The 18,541-nt window shown below is 67.8% G+C and carries 23 protein-coding genes and 1 tRNA gene; 9 read left to right on the forward strand and 15 right to left on the reverse strand.

Annotated elements, in window-relative coordinates; all coding sequences use genetic code 11:
* Nucleotides 1-41: 41 nt before the first annotated feature.
* Nucleotides 42-1,028, forward strand: a complete 987-nt coding sequence (locus tag MCAG_RS15280; protein WP_232290186.1) for an NlpC/P60 family protein — start codon at nucleotides 42-44, stop codon at nucleotides 1,026-1,028.
* A gap of 63 nt (nucleotides 1,029-1,091) precedes the next feature.
* On the opposite strand, the gene dcd is transcribed toward MCAG_RS15280, so the two are convergent.
* Complete coding sequence (dcd, locus tag MCAG_RS15285; RefSeq protein ID WP_007073891.1) at nucleotides 1,092-1,670, reverse strand: dCTP deaminase; 579 nt, start codon at nucleotides 1,668-1,670, stop codon at nucleotides 1,092-1,094.
* Nucleotides 1,671-1,771: 101 nt separating this feature from the next.
* Between dcd and MCAG_RS15290 the strand changes: the two genes are divergently transcribed.
* A complete protein-coding gene (locus tag MCAG_RS15290; RefSeq protein ID WP_007073892.1) occupies nucleotides 1,772-2,344 on the forward strand; it encodes a pyridoxamine 5'-phosphate oxidase family protein in 573 nt (190 codons plus the stop codon).
* Between the two features lie 72 nt (nucleotides 2,345-2,416).
* Here the strand turns inward: MCAG_RS15290 and MCAG_RS15295 are convergent, their stop codons facing one another.
* Nucleotides 2,417-3,400, reverse strand: a complete 984-nt coding sequence (locus MCAG_RS15295; protein WP_036373565.1) for a zinc metalloprotease — start codon at nucleotides 3,398-3,400, stop codon at nucleotides 2,417-2,419.
* 245 nt (nucleotides 3,401-3,645) lie between these two features.
* On the opposite strand from MCAG_RS15295, the gene MCAG_RS15300 reads away from it, so the two are divergent.
* Both MCAG_RS15300 and MCAG_RS15305 read left to right on the forward strand, forming a co-directional pair.
* Nucleotides 3,646-3,719, forward strand: a tRNA-Gly gene (locus MCAG_RS15300).
* 65 nt (nucleotides 3,720-3,784) lie between these two features.
* Complete coding sequence (locus MCAG_RS15305) at nucleotides 3,785-4,069, forward strand: hypothetical protein (protein ID WP_007073894.1); 285 nt, start codon at nucleotides 3,785-3,787, stop codon at nucleotides 4,067-4,069.
* 2 nt (nucleotides 4,070-4,071) lie between these two features.
* On the opposite strand, the gene MCAG_RS15310 is transcribed toward MCAG_RS15305, so the two are convergent.
* Genes MCAG_RS15310 through MCAG_RS34860 form a run of 3 tightly spaced genes read right to left on the reverse strand, consistent with a single transcriptional unit; the run spans nucleotide 4,072 to nucleotide 7,293 of the window.
* Complete coding sequence (locus MCAG_RS15310; protein ID WP_007073895.1) at nucleotides 4,072-5,268, reverse strand: site-specific integrase; 1,197 nt, start codon at nucleotides 5,266-5,268, stop codon at nucleotides 4,072-4,074.
* Nucleotides 5,268-5,438: an excisionase family DNA-binding protein gene (locus MCAG_RS34855; protein WP_228986585.1), complete on the reverse strand. Its 171-nt coding sequence runs from the start codon at nucleotides 5,436-5,438 to the stop codon at nucleotides 5,268-5,270. The genes MCAG_RS15310 and MCAG_RS34855 overlap by 1 nt, the downstream gene beginning before the upstream one ends.
* Entirely contained in the window at nucleotides 5,431-7,293 is a 1,863-nt protein-coding gene (locus tag MCAG_RS34860; RefSeq protein WP_007073897.1) for a replication initiator, read from the reverse strand. The genes MCAG_RS34855 and MCAG_RS34860 overlap by 8 nt, the downstream gene beginning before the upstream one ends.
* Before the next feature lie 95 nt (nucleotides 7,294-7,388).
* Here MCAG_RS34860 and MCAG_RS15325 point away from each other — a divergent pair, with 95 nt between their 5' ends.
* Nucleotides 7,389-7,742 (forward strand): hypothetical protein, encoded by a 354-nt coding sequence (locus tag MCAG_RS15325; protein WP_007073898.1) that lies wholly within the window; start codon nucleotides 7,389-7,391, stop codon nucleotides 7,740-7,742.
* Nucleotides 7,743-7,765: 23 nt separating this feature from the next.
* Here the strand turns inward: MCAG_RS15325 and MCAG_RS15330 are convergent, their stop codons facing one another.
* The 5 genes from MCAG_RS15330 to MCAG_RS15350 all read right to left on the reverse strand — a co-directional run bounded on the left by MCAG_RS15330 (nucleotide 7,766) and on the right by MCAG_RS15350 (nucleotide 11,068).
* On the reverse strand, nucleotides 7,766-8,326 hold the full coding sequence (locus MCAG_RS15330) for a DUF2637 domain-containing protein (RefSeq protein ID WP_036377246.1): 561 nt from the start codon (nucleotides 8,324-8,326) through the stop codon (nucleotides 7,766-7,768).
* Nucleotides 8,323-8,514 carry a hypothetical protein gene (locus MCAG_RS15335; RefSeq protein WP_036373568.1) on the reverse strand — a complete coding sequence of 64 codons (192 nt, stop codon included), beginning with the start codon at nucleotides 8,512-8,514 and terminating at the stop codon, nucleotides 8,323-8,325. Before MCAG_RS15335 ends, MCAG_RS15330 begins: the two co-directional genes overlap by 4 nt.
* A 5-nt stretch (nucleotides 8,515-8,519) precedes the next feature.
* On the reverse strand, nucleotides 8,520-8,774 hold the full coding sequence (locus tag MCAG_RS15340) for a hypothetical protein (RefSeq protein WP_007073901.1): 255 nt from the start codon (nucleotides 8,772-8,774) through the stop codon (nucleotides 8,520-8,522).
* Nucleotides 8,771-10,390, reverse strand: a complete 1,620-nt coding sequence (locus tag MCAG_RS15345) for an FtsK/SpoIIIE domain-containing protein (protein ID WP_007073902.1) — start codon at nucleotides 10,388-10,390, stop codon at nucleotides 8,771-8,773. The genes MCAG_RS15340 and MCAG_RS15345 overlap by 4 nt, the downstream gene beginning before the upstream one ends.
* Before the next feature lie 276 nt (nucleotides 10,391-10,666).
* Nucleotides 10,667-11,068 (reverse strand): hypothetical protein, encoded by a 402-nt coding sequence (locus MCAG_RS15350; RefSeq protein WP_036373570.1) that lies wholly within the window; start codon nucleotides 11,066-11,068, stop codon nucleotides 10,667-10,669.
* 103 nt (nucleotides 11,069-11,171) lie between these two features.
* On the opposite strand from MCAG_RS15350, the gene MCAG_RS32590 reads away from it, so the two are divergent.
* Both MCAG_RS32590 and MCAG_RS15355 read left to right on the forward strand, forming a co-directional pair.
* The gene (locus MCAG_RS32590) at nucleotides 11,172-12,041 is read left to right on the forward strand and encodes a hypothetical protein (protein ID WP_157548083.1); all 870 of its coding nucleotides are present in this window, start codon (nucleotides 11,172-11,174) and stop codon (nucleotides 12,039-12,041) included.
* Between the two features lie 162 nt (nucleotides 12,042-12,203).
* The gene (locus MCAG_RS15355; protein ID WP_007073904.1) at nucleotides 12,204-12,626 is read left to right on the forward strand and encodes a hypothetical protein; all 423 of its coding nucleotides are present in this window, start codon (nucleotides 12,204-12,206) and stop codon (nucleotides 12,624-12,626) included.
* Here MCAG_RS15355 and MCAG_RS15360 read toward each other — a convergent pair.
* The 4 genes from MCAG_RS15360 to MCAG_RS15375 all read right to left on the reverse strand — a co-directional run bounded on the left by MCAG_RS15360 (nucleotide 12,616) and on the right by MCAG_RS15375 (nucleotide 14,940).
* A complete protein-coding gene (locus tag MCAG_RS15360) occupies nucleotides 12,616-13,395 on the reverse strand; it encodes a glycosyltransferase (RefSeq protein ID WP_198141571.1) in 780 nt (259 codons plus the stop codon). The two genes, MCAG_RS15355 and MCAG_RS15360, sit on opposite strands and share 11 nt — an antisense overlap.
* Nucleotides 13,383-14,204 carry a GntR family transcriptional regulator gene (locus MCAG_RS15365; RefSeq protein ID WP_007073906.1) on the reverse strand — a complete coding sequence of 274 codons (822 nt, stop codon included), beginning with the start codon at nucleotides 14,202-14,204 and terminating at the stop codon, nucleotides 13,383-13,385. The genes MCAG_RS15360 and MCAG_RS15365 overlap by 13 nt, the downstream gene beginning before the upstream one ends.
* Nucleotides 14,205-14,353: 149 nt before the next feature.
* Nucleotides 14,354-14,599 carry a hypothetical protein gene (locus tag MCAG_RS15370; protein ID WP_036373573.1) on the reverse strand — a complete coding sequence of 82 codons (246 nt, stop codon included), beginning with the start codon at nucleotides 14,597-14,599 and terminating at the stop codon, nucleotides 14,354-14,356.
* Between the two features lie 95 nt (nucleotides 14,600-14,694).
* On the reverse strand, nucleotides 14,695-14,940 hold the full coding sequence (locus MCAG_RS15375; protein ID WP_232290187.1) for a hypothetical protein: 246 nt from the start codon (nucleotides 14,938-14,940) through the stop codon (nucleotides 14,695-14,697).
* A gap of 629 nt (nucleotides 14,941-15,569) precedes the next feature.
* Here MCAG_RS15375 and MCAG_RS31830 point away from each other — a divergent pair.
* The gene (locus tag MCAG_RS31830) at nucleotides 15,570-16,001 is read left to right on the forward strand and encodes a GntR family transcriptional regulator (protein ID WP_198141572.1); all 432 of its coding nucleotides are present in this window, start codon (nucleotides 15,570-15,572) and stop codon (nucleotides 15,999-16,001) included.
* 185 nt (nucleotides 16,002-16,186) lie between these two features.
* Complete coding sequence (locus MCAG_RS15380; protein WP_232290188.1) at nucleotides 16,187-17,545, forward strand: pentapeptide repeat-containing protein; 1,359 nt, start codon at nucleotides 16,187-16,189, stop codon at nucleotides 17,543-17,545.
* A gap of 340 nt (nucleotides 17,546-17,885) precedes the next feature.
* Here the strand turns inward: MCAG_RS15380 and MCAG_RS32595 are convergent, their stop codons facing one another.
* Nucleotides 17,886-18,539, reverse strand: a complete 654-nt coding sequence (locus tag MCAG_RS32595) for an MAE_28990/MAE_18760 family HEPN-like nuclease (protein ID WP_007073908.1) — start codon at nucleotides 18,537-18,539, stop codon at nucleotides 17,886-17,888.
* Nucleotides 18,540-18,541: the final 2 nt, after the last annotated feature.

The raw sequence follows: 18,541 nt of genomic DNA on the forward strand, positions 1-18,541 counted from the left end.
CCTCGCGGTGCCCGTCACGCCGGTCGGCCGACGCCGACCGCATGCCGGCTGCGCCGCGCACCCGTTGGTCACGCTTCACCACCGTCCTCGCCGCCCTGGCCGGAGTCGCCGTCGTCCTGACCGGCGCCCCGACCGTGGCCTACGCCGACCCCTCGGTCGCCGAGATCGAGCGGCAGATCGACGAGGACTGGAACAAGCTCGAACCGCTCATCGAGCGGCACAACGCCACCCGCCAGGACCTGGCCGCCAAGCGCAAGCAGGCCGACGCGCTCGCCGCGCGGATCGGGCCCCTCCAGCGTCAGGTGGACGAGGCGATGGAGAAGGTCGGCGGCCTCGCCGTCGAGGCGTACAAGGGCGACAACATCTCGACGGTGAACGCCCTGCTCGGCAGCCGCACGCCCAGCCAGATGCTGGGGCAACTGGAGATGCTCGACCAGTTCGCCCAGCGCCAGCAGCGCGACGTCCAGGCGGTCGTCGACCTCCGAGACGAGCTGGCCGCGAAGAAGAAGCCCCTCGACGAGATGGTCACCCAGCTCGCCCGCACCGAGGCCCAGCTCGCCGCAAAGAAGAAGCAGATCAACACCGAGATCGACCGCCTACAGAAGCTGCGGCTGAAGGTGTACGGCAACGGCGGTGGCGGCCCGCTGCGGCCCGCCCCCTGCCCGGCGTCCTACCCGGGCGGCGGCGCGGGGACGGCGGTGAAGTTCGCCTGCGCCCAGATCGGCAAGCCCTACGTCTGGGGCGCCGAGGGCCCCAACTCGTACGACTGCTCGGGCCTGATGCTGGCCGCGTGGGCCAAGGCCGGGGTCTCGCTGCCGCACAACGCGGCCCAGCAGCGGTCGGTGACCGCCCGGGTCAGCCGCGCCGACCTGCGCCCCGGCGACCTGGTCTTCTACTATGCCGACCTGCACCACGTAGGCATGTACGTGGGCGGCGGCTGGGTGGTGCACGCCTCCCGGGCCGGCGTTCCGGTGAGGATGAAGCGCGTCGACGACGGCCCGATCCACAGCTTCGGCCGCCCCGGCTGAGGTGCAAGGAGGGGCCCCTTCTTAACGCATACGGTCGAGAAGGGGCCCCCTCGCACCCCGGCGTCAGCGGGTCGGCCAGGTGCGCCAGTTCTGCCAGGAGCGGCTCGGGGTCGGGCCGCGCTGGCCCTGGTACCGCGAGCCGTAGACGGCCGACCCGTACGGGTGCTCGGCCGGCGAGGACAGCCGGAAGATGCAGAGCTGGCCGATCTTCATGCCCGGCCAGAGCGTGATCGGCAGGTTCGCCACGTTGGACAGCTCCAGCGTGACGTGCCCGGAGAAGCCAGGGTCGATGAAGCCGGCCGTGGAGTGGGTGAGCAGTCCCAGCCGGCCCAGCGAGCTCTTGCCCTCCAGCCGGCCCGCGAGCTGGTCGCCGAGCGAGATCACCTCCAGCGTGGAGGCGAGCACGAACTCGCCCGGGTGCAGCACGAACGGCTCGCCGTCGGGCACCTCGATCATGGAGGTCAGGTCGTCCTGTTGCAGCGACGGGTCGATGTGCGTGTAGAGGTGGTTGTTGAAGACCCGGAAGAGCTTGTCGAGGCGTACGTCGATGCTCGACGGCTGCACCAGGGTCGGCTCGAACGGCTCCAGCGCGAGCGTGCCGGCCTTCAGCTCGGCGACGAGGTCGCGGTCGGAGAGCAGCATCGCAACACCATAGCGAGGCTGGTCAGCGGGCCGGCGATCGGTACGCCCCGACCCGCGCGTGGCGCTTCGCGTGTCGTACAGGTGTTCGATAGCATGTCCGTATGGCTTCCTGGTCCGAATTCGCCGCTGACGAGCCACGACTCGCCGACGGGATCCGTCACCTCATGCAGCAGTACGGGCCGGGCTTCGGCTACCTGGCCACCGTCCGTGCCGACGGTGGGCCCCGGGTGCACCCGGTCTCCCCGGTGATCACCGACGACGGGCTCTACTGCTTCGTCGTCGACTCGCCGAAGCGGCGCGACCTCGAGCGCGACGGCCGCTACGCGCTGCACTCATTCCCGCCGGAGGACAGCGACGACGAGGCGTACGTGGCCGGGCAGGCCAGGCCGGTGACCGACCAGGCCCGGGTGGCCCGGCTCGCCGAGATCGGGCGGGCCGCTCCGCAGGTCGACTGGCGGCTCTTCGAGTTCACCGTCGACGTGGCGATGCTGGCCCGGCGCGGCGACGTCGGCACCGTCCGCCCCGGCGAGGGGACGGGCCGGCCGGCCGTGCAGGTCTGGCTCGACCCCCGGGCCGCCGATGCCGCGAGCACCGTGTCGGGCGGTGCCGCTGTGGGCGTACCGGATCGGCGGTCGGCCCACGGCGGGCGCGGCGCCCACCGCGCGGCGGCCTGACCCCGACAGACGCCGGTGCCGGCCCCGTCGCGAGACGGAGCCGGCACCGGGGTGATCAGCGACAGTGGTACGTCAGGCCGCGCGGTACGCGTTCCACGCGGTCAGCATCCGGTCCGCCTGGCCGGCGGTGAACTGGTACATGCACGAGTCGTAGGTGTAGTCCATGAAGTTGGTGATCGGGTCCAGGCCGGTCGCGGTGCAGGTGTCCCGCCCGGTCGGGCACTCGTACGCCGGCTCGGCCTCGGCCGGCGTGTCGCTCACGCCGTCGCCGGAGTCGCGGCAGCCGCCCTGGAAGGTGTGGTACAGGTTCAGCCAGTGGCCGACCTCGTGGGTTCCGGTGTCGCCCTGGTTGTAGTTGGTGGCGGTGCCGCCCGGCAGCGACTCGCTCAGCACGACGACACCGTCCATGCTGTCCAGCCGGCGCTTCGGGAAGGTGGCCCAGCCGAGCAGACCGTCGCTCAGCTCGCCGAGGTACATGTTCAGCGTGTTCTTGCCGCCCTCGCGCAGCGAGGACTTCATCGAGCGCTCGGCCGAGGAGCCCTGCACGATCGGGTACCACGCCGGGTTGGTTACCCGGTTGATCCTCTGGAGCTGGAAGCTGAAGGCGGTCGCCGCGCCGCCGGTGGCGCCGCTGTATGCCTGGTTCAGCACATTGATCTGCGAGTTGATCAGCGAGTCCGGGATGTTGCCGCCGGCGCGGGTGCTGTCCTCCTGGATGACGTGCACGATGACGGGGACGGTCACGGTGGCGAGCGCGCTGGCACCGGCACCGGCCCGGAATTTGGCTCGCTCGCGCAGGGCGGCGGCGAGGTCGGCCTCCCGCTCTCGGGTCTCCTTGGCGGTCAGCTCGTTCGGCTCGCGCTTGGTGTGCGCGCCGGCCTTCACCCGGGCGTCCGAGTAGGCGTCGGCCGGCTCAACGCAGACCTCCGCCGGGGCGGCGGAGAAGGCCGAAGCGGCCGGGACGAGACCCACGGCGGCGGTGCTGAGCAGCAGTGCGAGGGACGTCGACGCGACGCCGGCGGTGCGCCGGGTCAGCAGGTTGGGACGGAGTCCCATGGGCCCACCTCTTTCTGGCGGCGCGACAGGGGGTATATCGCGCCGTGGCTTGAACGTGCGGGAGACGTTACAACCGATCGAGGCATTTGAGAATGGTCATGTGTTGCGGCAATGAAACTTTGTGGACCGCCGATGGCCTGCGGGTCTTGGGGCGGGCTCGGGCGTCGAGGCGGGTGGGAGCGGAGAGCGCGCGAGGGGGTACCTGGGTGCACGCGGCGTCGGCGTCGGGTACAGTGGGTCCGCCTGCGGGTGTAGTTCAATGGCAGAACATCAGCTTCCCAAGCTGACAGTGCGGGTTCGATTCCCGTCACCCGCTCCACGATCGAGGCCCTGGCCAGGACGACAGTCCCAGCCAGGGCCTTCGATGTTCCAAGGTCAACGATCATGCGGCGTGCCATTAGCGTGCCATTAGCCAGGTCGGAGGGCGGCTTGCCCGGGAAGCTGACCCGAGACGAAGCGATCCGGCTCGTCACGCTGATCATGAGGCTTGGCTACGCCGACCATGCCGAGCTGAACGACTGGCTCGACCGGCTCGAACGTGACCTCGACTACCCGGACATCTCCGAGCTGATCTTCGCAGTCAATCCGGAACTGACAGCCGTCGAGGTGGTCGACCGAGCTGTCGCCTACCGGCCGGCCGAGCTGCCAGAGGCGGCACCAGGCGGCTAGCCTCACCTGTCGCCGTCCTTGTTGCTCTTCTTGCCCGGCTTGTCCTTGCGCTTGCCCTTGGCGTCGGATTTCTTGCCCTTCTTCCGGTCCGCGCGCACCGCCTCGTGCAGCGCCTGGGCGATGGCCCGGTCAGCTTCCGCCGTCGCGTGCTGGTAGATCAGCGCGGCCTGCGGTGAGTCGTGACCCATCCGGGCCATCAGGTCGCGGGTGCTCGCCCCGGTCCGGGCGGCGAGGGTGTTCCCGGTGTGCCGCAGGTCGTGGAAGTGCAGGTTCGGCTGTCCGATGCTGGACACGCTCGCCTTCCAGGCGATGAGCTTGTTCAGGTTGCCCCGCCAGATCGGGCGCCCACTCTCGGTGGTGAAGACGAACGCGTCCGGGTTGTCGTCGACCTCGGCCGCCAGGTGGTCACGGACGACCTCGACGACCGCCGGGGGCAGGGTGACCGTGCGTCGGCCGGCCCGGGACTTCGGCGGCCCGAGCACCAGGCCGACCCCACGCTGTTCGGTGTACGCCTGCCTGATCCTGATCGTGCCGGCCGCAGTGTCGATGTCCTGCCGTTGCAGTGCGGACACCTCGCCCCAGCGCAGGCACCCGAAGGCCGTCACCAGGACCAGGGCGCGATAGCGGGGTGGCACGATGTCGGCCAGCTTGAAGACCTGGGCGAGCGTGAGCACCGGCCGTTCCGCGGCCTTCTCCTGGTCGGCACCGGGTATCTGGCACGGGTTCCGGGTCAGGATCTGGTCTTCCTTGACCGCCGTCATCAGCACCGCGCGCAGCAGCCGGTACGCCTTGGCCGCCATGCTCACCGAGACGCCGTTGCCGAGCAGTTCCGCCCGCCAGTCGCGAACCATCGGCGTGTCCAGCCGGCCCAGCTCGGTTCCGCCGAGGTACGGGACGATGTGCTTTTCCAGGAGCCAGCCGTACAGGTGGACGGTCCGGGGCCGCAGGTTCGGCCGCTGCTCGATCCACCGCCGTGCGTAGTCGTCGAGCTTTACCTTGGCCAAGTCCGGGTCGACCCATTCCCGCCGCACCATCTGTGCCTCGACGAGCGTCAGGTACCGGTCGGCGTCCGACTTCCGGCTGAACGTCTCCGGCGCGTTCCGCATCCGGCCGTCCGGCCCCGGGTACCGCGCCTGGTACCGCCCGGATGGCAGCTTGCGAAGGTTGCCGAACCGCCGATGCCCTTCCTTGTTCGCCATCAGGCCACCCGCTGAAGGTCACGCCACACCCCGGAGGCGGTCAGCGGCTCCACCCGCCCGGACTCGACGTGCGCAGCGAGGTCAGCGGCCTTGATTCGGACGCTGCGCCCGAGCTTGTGGAACGGGATACGCCGTTCGGCGACCAGGCGGCGCACGTAGCGCTCACTCATGTTGATCCGGGCCGCTGCCTGCTCGATCGTAAGGACCTCGTCCAATTTGATCTTCCTCCCCGTCGTGCTGTGGTGCGATGTGCTGAGTTGCCGAAAGGTCTGCCGGTCCCTGCTCGGCCCGGTCCTTCGCGGCGAGTAGTTCGGTGCGCCAGCGGGCGCGTTCGCTGATCGAGCGCATGAGTCGGTAGGACAGCGGGCCGACGTCGGCGTCGTCGGGTCGGGCGAGTTCCCAGGCGTGCCGGGCCCGTTCGGCGGTGGCGCCCTGGTCGTCGACGAGCTGCCCGGGGTCGCCGGCCGTGGTGCTGCTGGTGGTGCCGTTGGCGGTAGCGCTGTCGGTGGTGACGCCGAGCAGGGCGCGTACCCAGGCGCGTACGTCGTGTTTGTGGTCGGCGAGGGTCTTGCCGGACCAGTCGCGGGAGATGAGGATTCGTCGGCCGCCGATGCCGAGGGTGTCGCGTTGGTGGACCTTGCCCTTGCAGCGGCCCGGCTTGAGCTTGGCGTTGGCCTTGCGGGGTTGGACGCCGTAGAGCAGCCAGTTGGCGCACCGGTCGGTGCACGGGGTGACCCGCAGTGCGCGCCAGAGCCGGTCGAGGTGGGCGCGTTGCCGGTCGGTGGTCGCCTTGTGGCAGTCGCCGGTGTGCTTGGTGATGTACTTCGTGACGTACCGGATGGTCCGTTCGGCATCCTCGGTGCCGGGCATGACGCCGCGCGCGTCGACCTGGATGCCGAACCGGACGACGTGCACGGGTTCGGCTTCCGGGTTGTCGTCGATGGCGTCAAGGGCTTCGGTCCAGGTGGTCAGCGGGTGGCGGGTGTCCGGGTCGACCCACGCCGAAGCGTCTTCGTCCCAGATGGGGGGCCGGTCGGCGGTGTACCGCTGGACGTCGACTGGCGGCCACCACACTTGGTGGTAGGTGGCGGCGGCGACGGTGCGCAGGGTGTCGCGGGGGATGGTGCCCCGGATGGCGAAGTGTGCGTGTGGGGCGAGTCGGCGTTGGGGTTCGACGCAGCCGGCGTACTGGACGTTCCAGCCCTCGCACCGTCGGAGGTTCTGCCAGAACCGGTCGAGCAGGCGGGGAAAGTGGACGGCGTCCCAGGCGGCGCGGCGGTAGTCGTAGCGGTCGGGGTTGACGGGGGTGCCGTCGGGGCGGACCGGCCCGTACGAGTCGAGGGTGAGGGTGAGCCACATCGACGGCCGGTAGGTGGAGCCGTCGGGGGCGGTGTAGGTGCGGCCGACGGTGCGCGCTTCGACCTTGCGCCGAGGCAGGTCGGGTGCATCCTGCCGCCGCTTCGTGGAGCGCTTGCGACGGCGGCCGTTGTCCTCGTCGCCCTGGTCGTCGTCGGTGCCCGCGTGGGGTGGGCCGACACGCCCGCGCAGGCCCTCTGCGGCGATGGCTTCCTCTACCTCGCGGATGGCCTCGTCGAGGTCGGTGACTTGGTCCCACTGGCACGCTCGTGATGCCTCGTCTCGGGAGAACTCCAGGTGTGCGCGGAACAGGATCAGGGACTTCTGCGCTTCGGTGGCGGGTTGCGGGCCGGGTAGGGGTTCGTCGTCGCGGTGCCAGCCCTCGCGGATCTGTGCCTGTCGCAGCCGGCGGTTCTTCTTCGCGCACGGCGGGCACTTGTCCTCGCGGGTCGCGCCGCAGGGCAGGTCGATGACCTCGGTCAGGCCGGTGTCGAGGTCGGTGCGGCGCATGGCGAGGGGGCGGACGCAGACGCCGTACTCGATGGCGATCTGCTTGAGCACGTCGACGGAGCGGGGTAGCGCCATGCGGGCCGCCCGCGACCCCGGCCGGGGCGTAGCAGCCGGGGTCGGGACGGCGGTTTCGAGGCCGGGCAGGGTCACAGCAGTCATCGGCCCGCCTCCCGCGTGGACCGAATGCGGTGGTGTCGGTCGCGGGTCGGTCGGTACTGTCCGGGCTCACCCGGAACCCGAGCGGCGAGGTCGACATGAACAGCGATGACGGAACGACGGTGCTGTGGCGACCGACCGGGCCGCAAGAGCTGGATCTCGTCCGCGAGTCGGGGTGGTGCAAGTGGCCGCCGCGCCTGCCGGATCAGCCGATCTTCTATCCGGTCCTGAACGAGGACTACGCGGTCATGATCGCCCGGGACTGGAACGTGCCCGCGTCCGGCGTCGGCTACGTCACCCGCTTCCGGGTGGAGTCGGAGTTCCTGAGCCGCTACCCGGTCCGTCAGGCCGGTGGCAAGACCATCTTGGAGCTGTGGGTGCCGGCCGAGGAGCTGGACGAGTTCAACGCGCACATCGTCGGGTTGATTGAGGTCGTGCACGAGTTCCGTTAGCCGCTCGGCGGCGGGGGTGGCCGTCATCGGATGATCCCGACGACGTGCGGCCGGTTCGACTGGACGACGCCACGCGGAGGCAGCAGCACCGCCGGGGCCGGGACAGCCGGCGGCACGGGGTCGGCCGGACGCTCCGGTTCGGGGTCGGTGGTGGTCTGCTCGGGTGCCTCGTCCCAGTCGATCGGGAGTTGGTCGGGTTCGGGTGCCGGCGGCAGGGCGGGGGCGTTGGACAGGACGACCTTGACCAGGGCGAGGAATGCCAGGGACGGCACGGCGGCCACGGTCCAGCCCCACACGGACGGTTCGGCTTCGGCGACCTGGGCGGCGAGGGACAGCAGCGCGAACGCCACCAGCAGTGAGGCGACCAGGCCGACCGGGCGGCGGGCGCGGCGGCGGGCGCGTAGTTCGAGGCCGAGGTAGATGGCCATGAGTTCGACGGCTACGGCGTTGGCCCAGCCGATCCAGTCGGGTTGGCCGTGGGTGACGGACAGGTCGTGGACGTGGGTGAAGGCGGCAGCGCCGGCCATGGTGCCGATGGCGAGCAGGATGACCAGGCGTACGGCGGTTTCGGTGCGCTCGGTCATCGCCACTCCTGCAACGGCTTCTCGCGGATGGTGAGGTCGATGCGGATGCGCCGGTCGGCCATGTCGGGGCGGCGGCCGACCATGTGCGCCAGGCCGTGCAGGGCGGCGGCGGCCTGGTCGGCGGGGCCGACGAGGCGGATGCGCAGCGGACGCCGGAGCCGGTTGACGATGCGGGCGAGGGTGTACACGGCGGTTACCTCCGGGCCGGTCGGATGTCGGTGCGGATGTAGTCGGGAGGGGTGCCGAGCGTGGCGACGGCTTCGGAGAGGCAGCGCCACAGCGCCCACGCCTCGTCCGGGGTCAGGGACATCCGTCGCCGGCCCGCGCCGACGGCCAGGTGGACCGGGTACGGGTCGGGCCGTTCCGGGTCGACGCGGACGGACACAGCGGTAGTCGGTTCGGGGGTACGCAGCCGGTAGAACCGGCGTCCGTTCGGGCTGGCGGTCACCGCGGTTCACCCCCGTTGTCGGGGTCGAGGAGGTTGCGCAGCGCGTCGGGCAGTAGCGGCCCGGACGGCTTGCGGGGCAGCGGCGGGCGGACCGGTTCCGGGGTCGACTCGCGGCCGACCTGAGCGAGGATGTCCGCCGCATCGGCCGGGGCCGGATACCGGCGGGCAAGGTCGCGGATGTCGTCGTCGCTGACGTACGAGAAGCGGACCCGCAGGGGTTCGGGGGTGCCGTCGAGGATTACGTACCCGACGCCCTTGGCCCATCGCGGCATCTGATCCGCCAGGGCACCCCGGTTGCGGGCACCCTCGCCGAGGATCATGTCCACCTGTGCCGCCTCGGTCAGCCCGAGCGCGATGCGGGTCGGGAACAGGTCCCGGAACGGCAGCACTTCCTTGCGTGGGTCCTGCAAGGCCGCCACCACCAGGACGCCGACCCCGGCCCCCTGCGACAGCAGCAGCCCCAGCGAGGACGCGATGCGCCTACGCAGGTCGACGTCTTGCAGGTACGCGGTGAGTGCGGCCATCTCGTCGATGACGACCACCACCAGGGGGTCAACCTCGGTCGGGGTGTGGACCCGGACCGTTCCGGCGAGCCGAGTCTGACGTTCCCGCATCACCGCCACGGCCTCGTCGAGGAGGTCGGCCATGGCCTCGAAGGACGTGCCGGCGAACCGGGCGAACAGCGGGCGGCCCATGGCGAACTCCATCCCGCCCTTTGGATCGATCACCCACAGCCGGACCAGGCCCGACGTGATGCCGCCGGCCAGCGCCCGTACCAGCGACCACAGCACCGAACCTTTGCCGGACCGGGTGGCCCCGCCGATGAGGACGTGCGTGGCGAGCAGGCACAGTGACCAGGTGCCCAGGTCCTCCCGCCGGGCCAGCGGCAGCGCGGTCAGGTCGGGCACCGTCGGGGCGTCGAACGGCGGCACGACCGGCCGCAGCGCATCGGTGCGGACCAGCACCAGGTACACCAGCGTCGGACGGTCCCGGAACCGCACCCGGTCCACCCACCCCAGCAGCAAGGCCCAGTAGCCGGTACGGGTCGGCGGGGCGTCGGGGCGCTCGGAGTAGACCCGGGCGTGCCGCCGACCGAAGGCGTACGCGAGGTTCGCCGTCACCTTCTTGAAGTCGGCCGGGGTCTGCCCCCGGACCATGCGCACGGTCAACACGTCGAGGGCCTGATCCGAACGCATCCGCAGCAACTCAGGCAGGACGGGCCGATGGTCGTACGTGGCGGCGAGGCCGCACAGGGTCATGGCCTCGTGCCACGCCCGCCGATACACGAAGACCTGTCGGAGGCGGCCGAGCAGCGGCCCCGCGCACCACCGCCACCAGGACGCCTCATCGCGCCACCGCCACAGCGCCGACACCGCCGACGCCAGGACCAGCGGCACGACCACGCCCGGCCAGCCGTGCTCGGCGTAGAGGACCACGGCGGCCACGGCCAGGCCCACGGTGACCGGGTGACGAAGGCACCACCAGCAGAACCGGGCCAGCCAGCGCAGCACCAAGCCGAGCACGACCAACCACATCGGCAGGACGAACCGCTTCGGCCGGATCACCAGCAGATCCCCAGCCGACGTCAGGATCACCTCACCACGCGGCCGGCGCATCACCGCGCACCCCGCAGGGACACGAACCGGCCCGACGCATCCCGGACCGGAGGAAACGGAAGAACGAGCTGCCCGACGCAACCGGAACACCGACCGTCAGCACCCGTGGCCGGGTCGAACCGGGACTGACACACCTCGCACCGAGGCTGAACGGGGGCAGGCGAACGCCTACGCTTGGACACGTCACTACCTCTCTCGACAGAGCAGGGGAAAGAGACACAGGGGGCGGGGCTGCCGTCCGCCAAGACCTGACAGCCCCGCCCCCACCTGATACGGCTACGCCGCCGCCTTCTGCTTGCCGGCCACGCCCGCCGGGGCGCGCATCCCGGTCGCCCGCAGCGAGTACGCCATCCGACCGTTGTTCGACACGTACGGCGTGACCGTCATGCCCTCGAACTCCACCGCCTCGAACGGCGCGCCCGTCGGCGGGACCGGCTGGTGGTCGGCGGAGATTTTCACGGTCGTCTCCCGGGAGCGCTTGCCAAGCTCCGGGTCGAGGTCCATCACGCGCACCTGCCACACCCGCTGGCCGGTCAGCTTGTCCTTCGCCGGGCTACGCCGACCCGTCTTCTCGTCGTAGTCCTCGACCTCACCCAGGGACTCGGGAACCAGGGCGCACCCCGCCGGGAACACGTCCTCACAACGCACGGCGAACCTCGTACCGCCACGCAGAGCCATCGCTCACACCTCCAAGTCGTAGGCATGTCTGCCAAGTTGCAGGAACCAAGGTAGACCGACTTGGCAGACAAGTCAACGTGCTGGCCCCTTTTACAATCAGGCCGTGCAGGGGAATCGAAAGCGGAGAAGGCAAGCCAAAGACCTTGATCGAGAAATATCCTCGGCTGAAGAGACTGAAGGCTTGCCTGAAGAAAACGAAGGCATCGCATGGGGGAAGGAAGCGACATCATCGCTTGCCTCGGGGGCTCTACTGGCGCTAACTCCTGTGCTTGTTGTGAGTTGGAACGTCCACCGCATCAGTGGCGGAGATCGTGATGTTGCATTGCTATTGTTTCGCACCCTCAATGTTCCGGCCGCAATGTTTTCGTTGTCTTTCTACCTAGCGCCGTTCGCCTTGGGGGCGATTGTCGCGATGCTCATGAAGTGGGCGATCAGCGGACGCGCCTTTCGGCCAAAAATGCTCGTAGCCGCGACCTCCATTTTTCTGGTTGCATTTATGACTTTGCCGCTCATTTATACACTTTCCTCGCTGGCGGGAATGGGGATCGGGATGGCGTTACGCTTCGCGGGTTCTAGAGGTGGGGACGAAAAGCAGGCACGTAGATCTCGAGAAGAAGAACGCCTCTCATTCACTCCTCTGCAAATCGCCTTCCTTGTGGCAGGTTTTTTGGGATCGGCCATGCCGGTTTGGTTGCCACATGAAGAAATAACGATCAGGGGATCTTCAGCTTCCAGCAGCACCACGATGGTTGGTTACGTGCTGGAATCCGGCGATCACACGCTTACGGTTCTGTGGGAGGACTTTCGTCCTGAAATCCTTCAGCAGGAAATTGTGCTTAGTAGGGTTATATGCCAGCCGAAGCTAGGCAAACTCGAAGGACGTGTGGACCAGCTGTTTCGCGCAGGTCTCAATTTTACTGATTCAAAACGTGCTCGACTACCCTATTGTCGTAGCTCGCCAATCGGAAGTTAGCCCAATCCCGTGATGGGTAAGTGGCGTGGAAGAAGCCGATGCAACTCGGATGTTCATCATGCGCTGGCCGCTGCCCATCGAGCGGTTCCGTTAGCTTGCAGTGCGGGAGATGCAACTAGCACCATTACGCAAGGCCGACCGAAGTGATTTTGAGGAGGATCGATGACTGATTCGGTTGAGTGGCAGCGACCGCGTGGAGTGGATGACACGACTGTTGAAGCGTTGGGCGAGTTGAGTAAGGCGCTGGAAGTGGTCCACCGGGTACGGGGTCACCTGTATTCGGCTCACCAGCTCGTCGGCGGGGCGGACCTGACGCTTGACCGGGTAGTCAAACTCCTACGGGAGGCGGGGCACGACGGGGTCGCCGATCGGGTGGAGTACGAGTTGTTGGGGCGGAACGTTCTCCCGGGCCGGTGGACGTTCCAGATCGTGGAGGAGTTCGACGACGGCTATTACGCGGCGTTCCAGGAGATCGAGCGGTACGCGCGGGAGAAGCTGGCCGGTGGCCGTCGGCACATCTACGAGGCGGAGATGAAGGAGCGTCGGCGTACCCACGGGATGCCGGGGCACGAGGCTACGCCGTAGCGCCGCCGAAGCCGAAGCCGTTCGGGACCATCGAGGCCAGGGCGTTGGCTCTGGCCTCGATGATCCTCATGCGTGCCTGATACTCGGCGGGTTCCCGATGCGCGGCCTGGCTGGTGACCTGGCCGGGCCACTTGCGGTAGAGCAGGCCGTACTCCCGGGTGAAGTAGCCCTCGCTGACCGCGTTGGCGGCAAGGAGAAGGCCGGTGTCCTCGGAGGCCGGCAGGGCCATCCAGCCGCCGAGGGCGAAGACGAGATCCCGGCGCAGGCACAGCGTCGCCGGATGCACGGACGCCCGGTAGTCGTTGGCCTGCCAGAACGACAGGACCGAACCGCGGTCGATGACCCCGCCGGCCGGGTCCTTGTCCCATCCGGCGGTTGACCCGTCGGGCAGCAGGTCGAGTACCCGCGAGGTGGTCCAGCCGATCTGCGGGTGCGCGTCGAACGCGGCGATGTCCCGGGCGAGTGCCCCGGGGGTCAACTGGTCATCGGCGTCCAAGACCTTGATGAGTTGCCCGGACACCCGGGAAAGCGCGAGGGTACGGGCGACACCTGGCCCGCCGGGGCGGCCGGTGCCGAGGCTGATCCGGGGGTCATCGAGCAGCGCGTCGACGAGGGCGCCGGTCTGCCCGTCTTCCTGGACGAGCCATTGCCAGTCCCACCCCGGGGGCATGTCCTGCTTGGCCAGCGACGCGTACGCGCCAGCAAGGTACTGGATGCTGGGCGCGTGGACCGGGGTGATGACCGAGACGAGCTGCGTCACGTTTTCCACCGCTGGAGTTTGTGAGAGTAGACAAGCTCTGTCCGGTCGCCCGGCATCACCACGTCGGCCACCTCGACGACCCGGCCGGTGGTGTCGACGGAGGTCTTGCGCACGGTGAGCACGGACACGCCCGGGTCGATGTCCAGCAACTCGGCCTCGTCCGGCGACGGCGGCCGGGCGCGGATCTCGTCGTCGATGCGGTCCAGCTCGATGCCGACGGTGTAGAGCTGGTGTTGCGTGCCGCCCGGCCAGGGTTCCTTGCTCTCGTCGAGCAGGTCGGGGTTCGCGGCCACCAGGTCGTACGGCAGATAGGAGTACGACACGGTCAGCGGCGCGTTCTCGTGCCGCGAGGACGTCCAGTAGACCCGGCGCAGCAGCGGCGTGCCCGCCTCGACCTGGAGGGCCGCCGCCATCTCCGCGTCGGCGTCGACGCGGGTGTACTCGGCGTGGAACTTGAGGTCGTCGGCGGTCAGGCCGGTGTCATGCTCGGTCGCGCCGGTCTTCAACCGCTCGGCCTCGTCGAGCAGTACCCGATCCTTCTCCCACTGGTACCGCTCGGTGTTGCGACGGCGTACCCGCTGGCGAGGTGCCCGCACGTAGGTGCCGCGCCCCTGCTCGGCCCGGACCAGGCCCCATTCCCGAAGCTGCCGGATGGCGTTGCGCACGCTCGTGCGGGACAGCCCGGAAGAGTCGGCCAACTCCGTCTCGCTCGGCATCAGCGTGCCAGGGGCCAGCTCACCGCTCACGATCTTCGCCCGCAACTCCTCAGCGAGTTGCAGATAGCGAGGGCGCCAGTCCCGACCATGCACACCGGTCACCGTACCCCCTAGACGTTCCAACGTCTGCCAGGTGGTCCCCCCAGCCGGCCGCTCCGGAACCACAGGCACCGCCACCGCCGTACGCGACGACAGCGTCCGACGCGGACCCGGAGTCCGAGGAACCGGCACGCCCCGCCGGCTGCTGGCAGTCACCGCGTCTCCCCCGCCTGCCCGTGCGGATCGGCCGCAGCCCGCATCACCTGCCGGGCGTGCGTCAGTTCTTCGATGAGCCGGTCTACCTGTGCCGCCGACAGCAGCACGGCCTGAGTCGCGTCGTAGCGGGTCGCGTCGAGCTTGACGGCCAAGTCCCGACGCGCGAACCGGTCGACGAGCAGTTGCACGCTGACCCAGCCGGTCCGCTCCCGCCCGATGGTCGCGAGAAGCCCTCGGTGCATCGGGTCGTTCGGTCCGCAGCCCCGGCACCACACCGGACACACGACCGGCGCAGCCGACGACGGCGGCCGGGCATCCTTCACGGGTACGGCCTCACTCATCGTCGGCCCCCTTGGTCGCCGGCTGCCTGCTCCAGCAACCCGCGCAGGTGCTCGACCAGCTCGGCCGCCTGTGGCAACGTCAACTCCGCCCAGGTGTTGCCCGCCCGGCACGTCGCGTGAACCCCCACCATCGGACCGAAACCATCAGCACCGATGAGATAGGTAGCGACGAAACCGGACGCCCGGGAGTCGCCGACGCGGCGCATCGGGCCGCGATGGCGGCGGGCCATGTGCGCCAGCACCGGCGGCACCAGGTAGCCGCAGCGATCCGGGGCACACCAGTCAGGGTGTCCCGTGATCCCGGCTGGCCTGATCGGGTGCCTCATCGCGGGCACCGCCCGCCGTTGCCCCGCGCCGCCTGCCCGAGGGTCATCAGCGGCACGTACGGCAGTACAGGTACCTCCCGCGTCGGAGCCACCGACCACCACGGCGATGGCGGAACCGAGGCCGGGCGCGGGCGGGACGGGGCGTTGCTGCTGGTGGCCCGGATCGGCGTTCGCGTTCGTGGCCACCAGGATGAGAACCAGCCGCGCCGACGGTGAGAGCCGGACATCGCACCTCCAGAGGTAGGCGGGGGCCGGTGGCCAGCCTCGGAGGTTGGCCAGCCACCGGCCCGGATGAAGGCACGGCGCACCGTCCGACACAGACGGGTCGGGTATCGCCGAGCCAACTTGTGCGCGGCTACCGCAACCGGTCCGACAGGACGCCGCGCTTCAGGTGCGACCAGGGCCGGCACGAGACCACCCCTGACACGAGCCGTCACCCTGGCCGCACAGATGGAAACGTACCTACAACTGAACGAGTTGTCTACACGTCGAAACGGGTCTCTTGGTTGACACTTGGTAAGACAAGTGCCAGGTACGGTGAGCAGGTGCCCACCCCGCACTACGGACAACCTCGCTACCGCGCCATCGCCGACGAGTTGAGCAAACGCATCGAGAGCGGCGTCATCTCGCCCGGAACCCTTCTCCCAGCCGAGGGCGCGCTTGCTGTCGAGTTTCGAGCAAGTCGCGGCACGATCCGGCAAGCGATCGCCGTCCTGCGAGAGACCGGCTTGGTCACCACGGAGCATGGCCGGGGAACCTGCGTGAATCCGGAATTCACTGCGCATATTTCTAATGTTGCCAACAAGGAAGCGAGGAGGCAGCGGGAAGTCGCTGCGGAGCCCGAGTTGGCAGCGCTGTTCGGCGTCGAAGTCGGAGCGACTTTGATCGAAGATCAGTACGTTACGTGCCGAAAAAGCAAGGTCGAGGCAGTCGTCAGGACCTATCGAGTTGCTAACAATCCCGCTGGACACGCCTGATTCTGGTATTCACCCCAACCCCCGTGGAGATGGCTGACAAAGTAGGTCAGCCCGAAATGGCCTTTTCGTGCCGCTGTCAGTGCGCGGCGCGGGGTTGCTATTCCGGCGGCCGCAAGCCGTTGCGCGCTTGTGTTCCACAATAGGCAAGGCGTCGCGCTTGCTTGGTTCGGGCATGATTCCATAGTGTGACGAAACGATGGAGTGCTTCTCTAATCGCTGCCGGCGTGCTGGGTCTGCTCGGTGTCGCGCTGACCCGGTTTCCCAGCTCGTGGTGGCGTGTGCTGGCTTCCAGTTGGGCGGTGCTGCTGCCGGTGACGGCGAGCCTGACGGTGTTGATCCTGGGTGTGCTGCTGGGGCGCCGATCTACCGAGGAACATCAGGCATCAGCTGCACCGACAGCGCCAGACAGGCAGGTGCACCCCCTGCGGTCGTGGGTGATCCCGGCCGGGGTGACCTTGGTGGCAGTGGTCACCTGGGCCGCCGCTGCCTGGCTGCAAGGCTCGGTGCCCACAGTGGGTGACGAGGTGCAGCGGGCGCAGCTGCGGGTGGAGTCCATCCGGACCGGCCTGACCATCGGCGCGGCGGTAACCGCCGCGTTCGCGCTACTGCTGGCGTTTCGCCGACAGCAATTAGCCGAGCGCAGCCAGCAGGCCACCGAGTACGACGCAAGTGAAAAGCGCGTCACCGAGCTGTATGTCAAGGCGGCTGACCAACTTGGCTCGGACAAGGCCCCGGTCCGCCTCGCGGGCCTTTATGCCCTGGAACGCCTTGCTCAGGACAACCCGATCCACCGGAAGAGCATCGCGGAGGTGATCTGCGCCTACCTACGGATGCCCTACACCCCTCCCCATGGTCAGCCCGCTCCCACCAACCAGGCACGAGCAAACACCGACCCAACCTCGCTTGACCCCACAGATGCCAGAGAGGAAGACGCCGATGACGCAGCCATAGACCCGCGAGAAGAACGTCAGGTACGCCTCGCCGCTCAACGCATCCTCGCCCGTCACCTCCGCCCAACGACACACGGCGGAGGAACCAACCCCTCGTACTGGGGCCCAAACCTGGCCCTGGACCTCACCGAAGCAACCCTTATCAACGCTGATTTCGGCCACTGCCACCTTCACAACGCCAGATTCAACAATGCGACCTTCAGCGGCCGGGCAACGTTCGGCGGGGCAACGTTCAGCGGTAGCGCCCGGTTCTTTGGGGCAGAATTTGGCGGTGACGCCTGGTTCCGCGGGGTGATATTTAATGGTGCCGCCGTTTTCTATGAGGCGACCTTTGGCGGTGACATCTGGTTCCATAATGCGGCGTTTAACAGCACCGCCATGTTTCGCAAGGCGGCATTCCGCGGTGCTGCCTGGTTCCATTTCGCGGCGTTCAGCCGCGCCGCCGATTTCAGCGCGGCAACGTTCAGCGGAGTTGTCGGGTTCGACAAGGCGACGTTCAGCGGCGCTAGAGACTTTGAGAGGGCAACGCTCGGCGGGATGAGATACGGCGGGCCGAAGTCAATTGTCAATATCACTACTAAATCGTCCTCCTAGAGTCACATGTCTGCCAGTCGGATGTTTTGGAAGTGCGGCGTTGGTGGCGGGGGGCGGGTCCGCCTCGGGGCGAGGCGGCCGAGCATGTCGGATAGCGGTATGTCGCCATGGAGCCTCGTCGAGGCACCTACGTTATCTCGGTCCTTCAATCTCAGCTGGCAAGCGGTGCATTCATGGCGAGAGAGGAAACCAGCCCGCCCCTATCTCTATAGAGAAATAGAGGCAGGTGTGGAGGAACCGCAACTTCTGGAGGTTGAGATAGGCGAGAGAATTATCGAGGCGAGAACTGTCGAGAAGATTTCGGGAGAGATTAAGGTAGCGGCAATGAACTCACCAAAGATCAGGCAATTGCCATGAACAATCGATCGCGAACGGCATCGATTAGATAGTCCGCGTACCCGTCAAGTAAGGTCAGGACTACCTCCACGCGAGAAATAGCCTCTTCGGACGAGTAGGAAAGGAGTTCGCCGTGTGCGACTTTGTTTCTTGCCGCCAAAAGGGAGCTGTCGATATATCCGAGGTGGGTGACGGCAAATGTAGGCACCTCAAGCCCGAGTGCGGCTATGATCTCAGCGAAAACACGGGATGACAGATTGCTTTCCGTATCGATTACTTTATCGGGGTTGACCGAAAAGATCTCTTGCCGTTTTGCGTCCATGTCTGCGAGTAGTTCACCAAGATAGCGGGCTTTCTGGCTCCCCTCCGACCGCTTAAAGTGTGAGGCTACGCTTGCCGCCTGAAGGCTAGCCTTCAGGAGAGAGGTCGGAATCCTTTGAGCAACGATGAAGCGCACGTACTTCTCGCTGGCAGTCTTAACGAATCCTTCCCAGTGTGCGTAGGCAAGAACAACCGCCGCTCTCGTTGCCCATCCCATCTGTGCAGGCTCGGCGTGTCCATCTTCGAGAGATTGAATATCCAGTTTTAGTTGTGATAGCTCACGTTTGCGGTGTGCAAGGTTGCGATGGACGGTTCCTACGAAGTCCTCAGGGGTCATCT

This window comes from Micromonospora sp. ATCC 39149 (assembly GCF_000158815.1).
In the GTDB taxonomy this organism is placed as follows: Bacteria; Actinomycetota; Actinomycetes; order Mycobacteriales; family Micromonosporaceae; genus Micromonospora.

Coding starts and splice junctions, on each gene's coding strand:
- MCAG_RS15280 (WP_232290186.1), top strand. CDS start 42: ATGCCGGCTGCGCCGCGCACCCGTTGGTCACGCTTCACCACCGTCCTC.
- dcd (WP_007073891.1), bottom strand. CDS start 1,670: ATGCTGCTCTCCGACCGCGACCTCGTCGCCGAGCTGAAGGCCGGCACG.
- MCAG_RS15290 (WP_007073892.1), top strand. CDS start 1,772: ATGGCTTCCTGGTCCGAATTCGCCGCTGACGAGCCACGACTCGCCGAC.
- MCAG_RS15295 (WP_036373565.1), bottom strand. CDS start 3,400: ATGGGACTCCGTCCCAACCTGCTGACCCGGCGCACCGCCGGCGTCGCG.
- MCAG_RS15305 (WP_007073894.1), top strand. CDS start 3,785: ATGCGGCGTGCCATTAGCGTGCCATTAGCCAGGTCGGAGGGCGGCTTG.
- MCAG_RS15310 (WP_007073895.1), bottom strand. CDS start 5,268: ATGGCGAACAAGGAAGGGCATCGGCGGTTCGGCAACCTTCGCAAGCTG.
- MCAG_RS34855 (WP_228986585.1), bottom strand. CDS start 5,438: ATGAGTGAGCGCTACGTGCGCCGCCTGGTCGCCGAACGGCGTATCCCG.
- MCAG_RS34860 (WP_007073897.1), bottom strand. CDS start 7,293: ATGACTGCTGTGACCCTGCCCGGCCTCGAAACCGCCGTCCCGACCCCG.
- MCAG_RS15325 (WP_007073898.1), top strand. CDS start 7,389: ATGAACAGCGATGACGGAACGACGGTGCTGTGGCGACCGACCGGGCCG.
- MCAG_RS15330 (WP_036377246.1), bottom strand. CDS start 8,326: ATGACCGAGCGCACCGAAACCGCCGTACGCCTGGTCATCCTGCTCGCC.
- MCAG_RS15345 (WP_007073902.1), bottom strand. CDS start 10,390: ATGCGCCGGCCGCGTGGTGAGGTGATCCTGACGTCGGCTGGGGATCTG.
- MCAG_RS15350 (WP_036373570.1), bottom strand. CDS start 11,068: ATGGCTCTGCGTGGCGGTACGAGGTTCGCCGTGCGTTGTGAGGACGTG.
- MCAG_RS15355 (WP_007073904.1), top strand. CDS start 12,204: ATGACTGATTCGGTTGAGTGGCAGCGACCGCGTGGAGTGGATGACACG.
- MCAG_RS15370 (WP_036373573.1), bottom strand. CDS start 14,599: ATGCACCGAGGGCTTCTCGCGACCATCGGGCGGGAGCGGACCGGCTGG.
- MCAG_RS32595 (WP_007073908.1), bottom strand. CDS start 18,539: ATGACCCCTGAGGACTTCGTAGGAACCGTCCATCGCAACCTTGCACAC.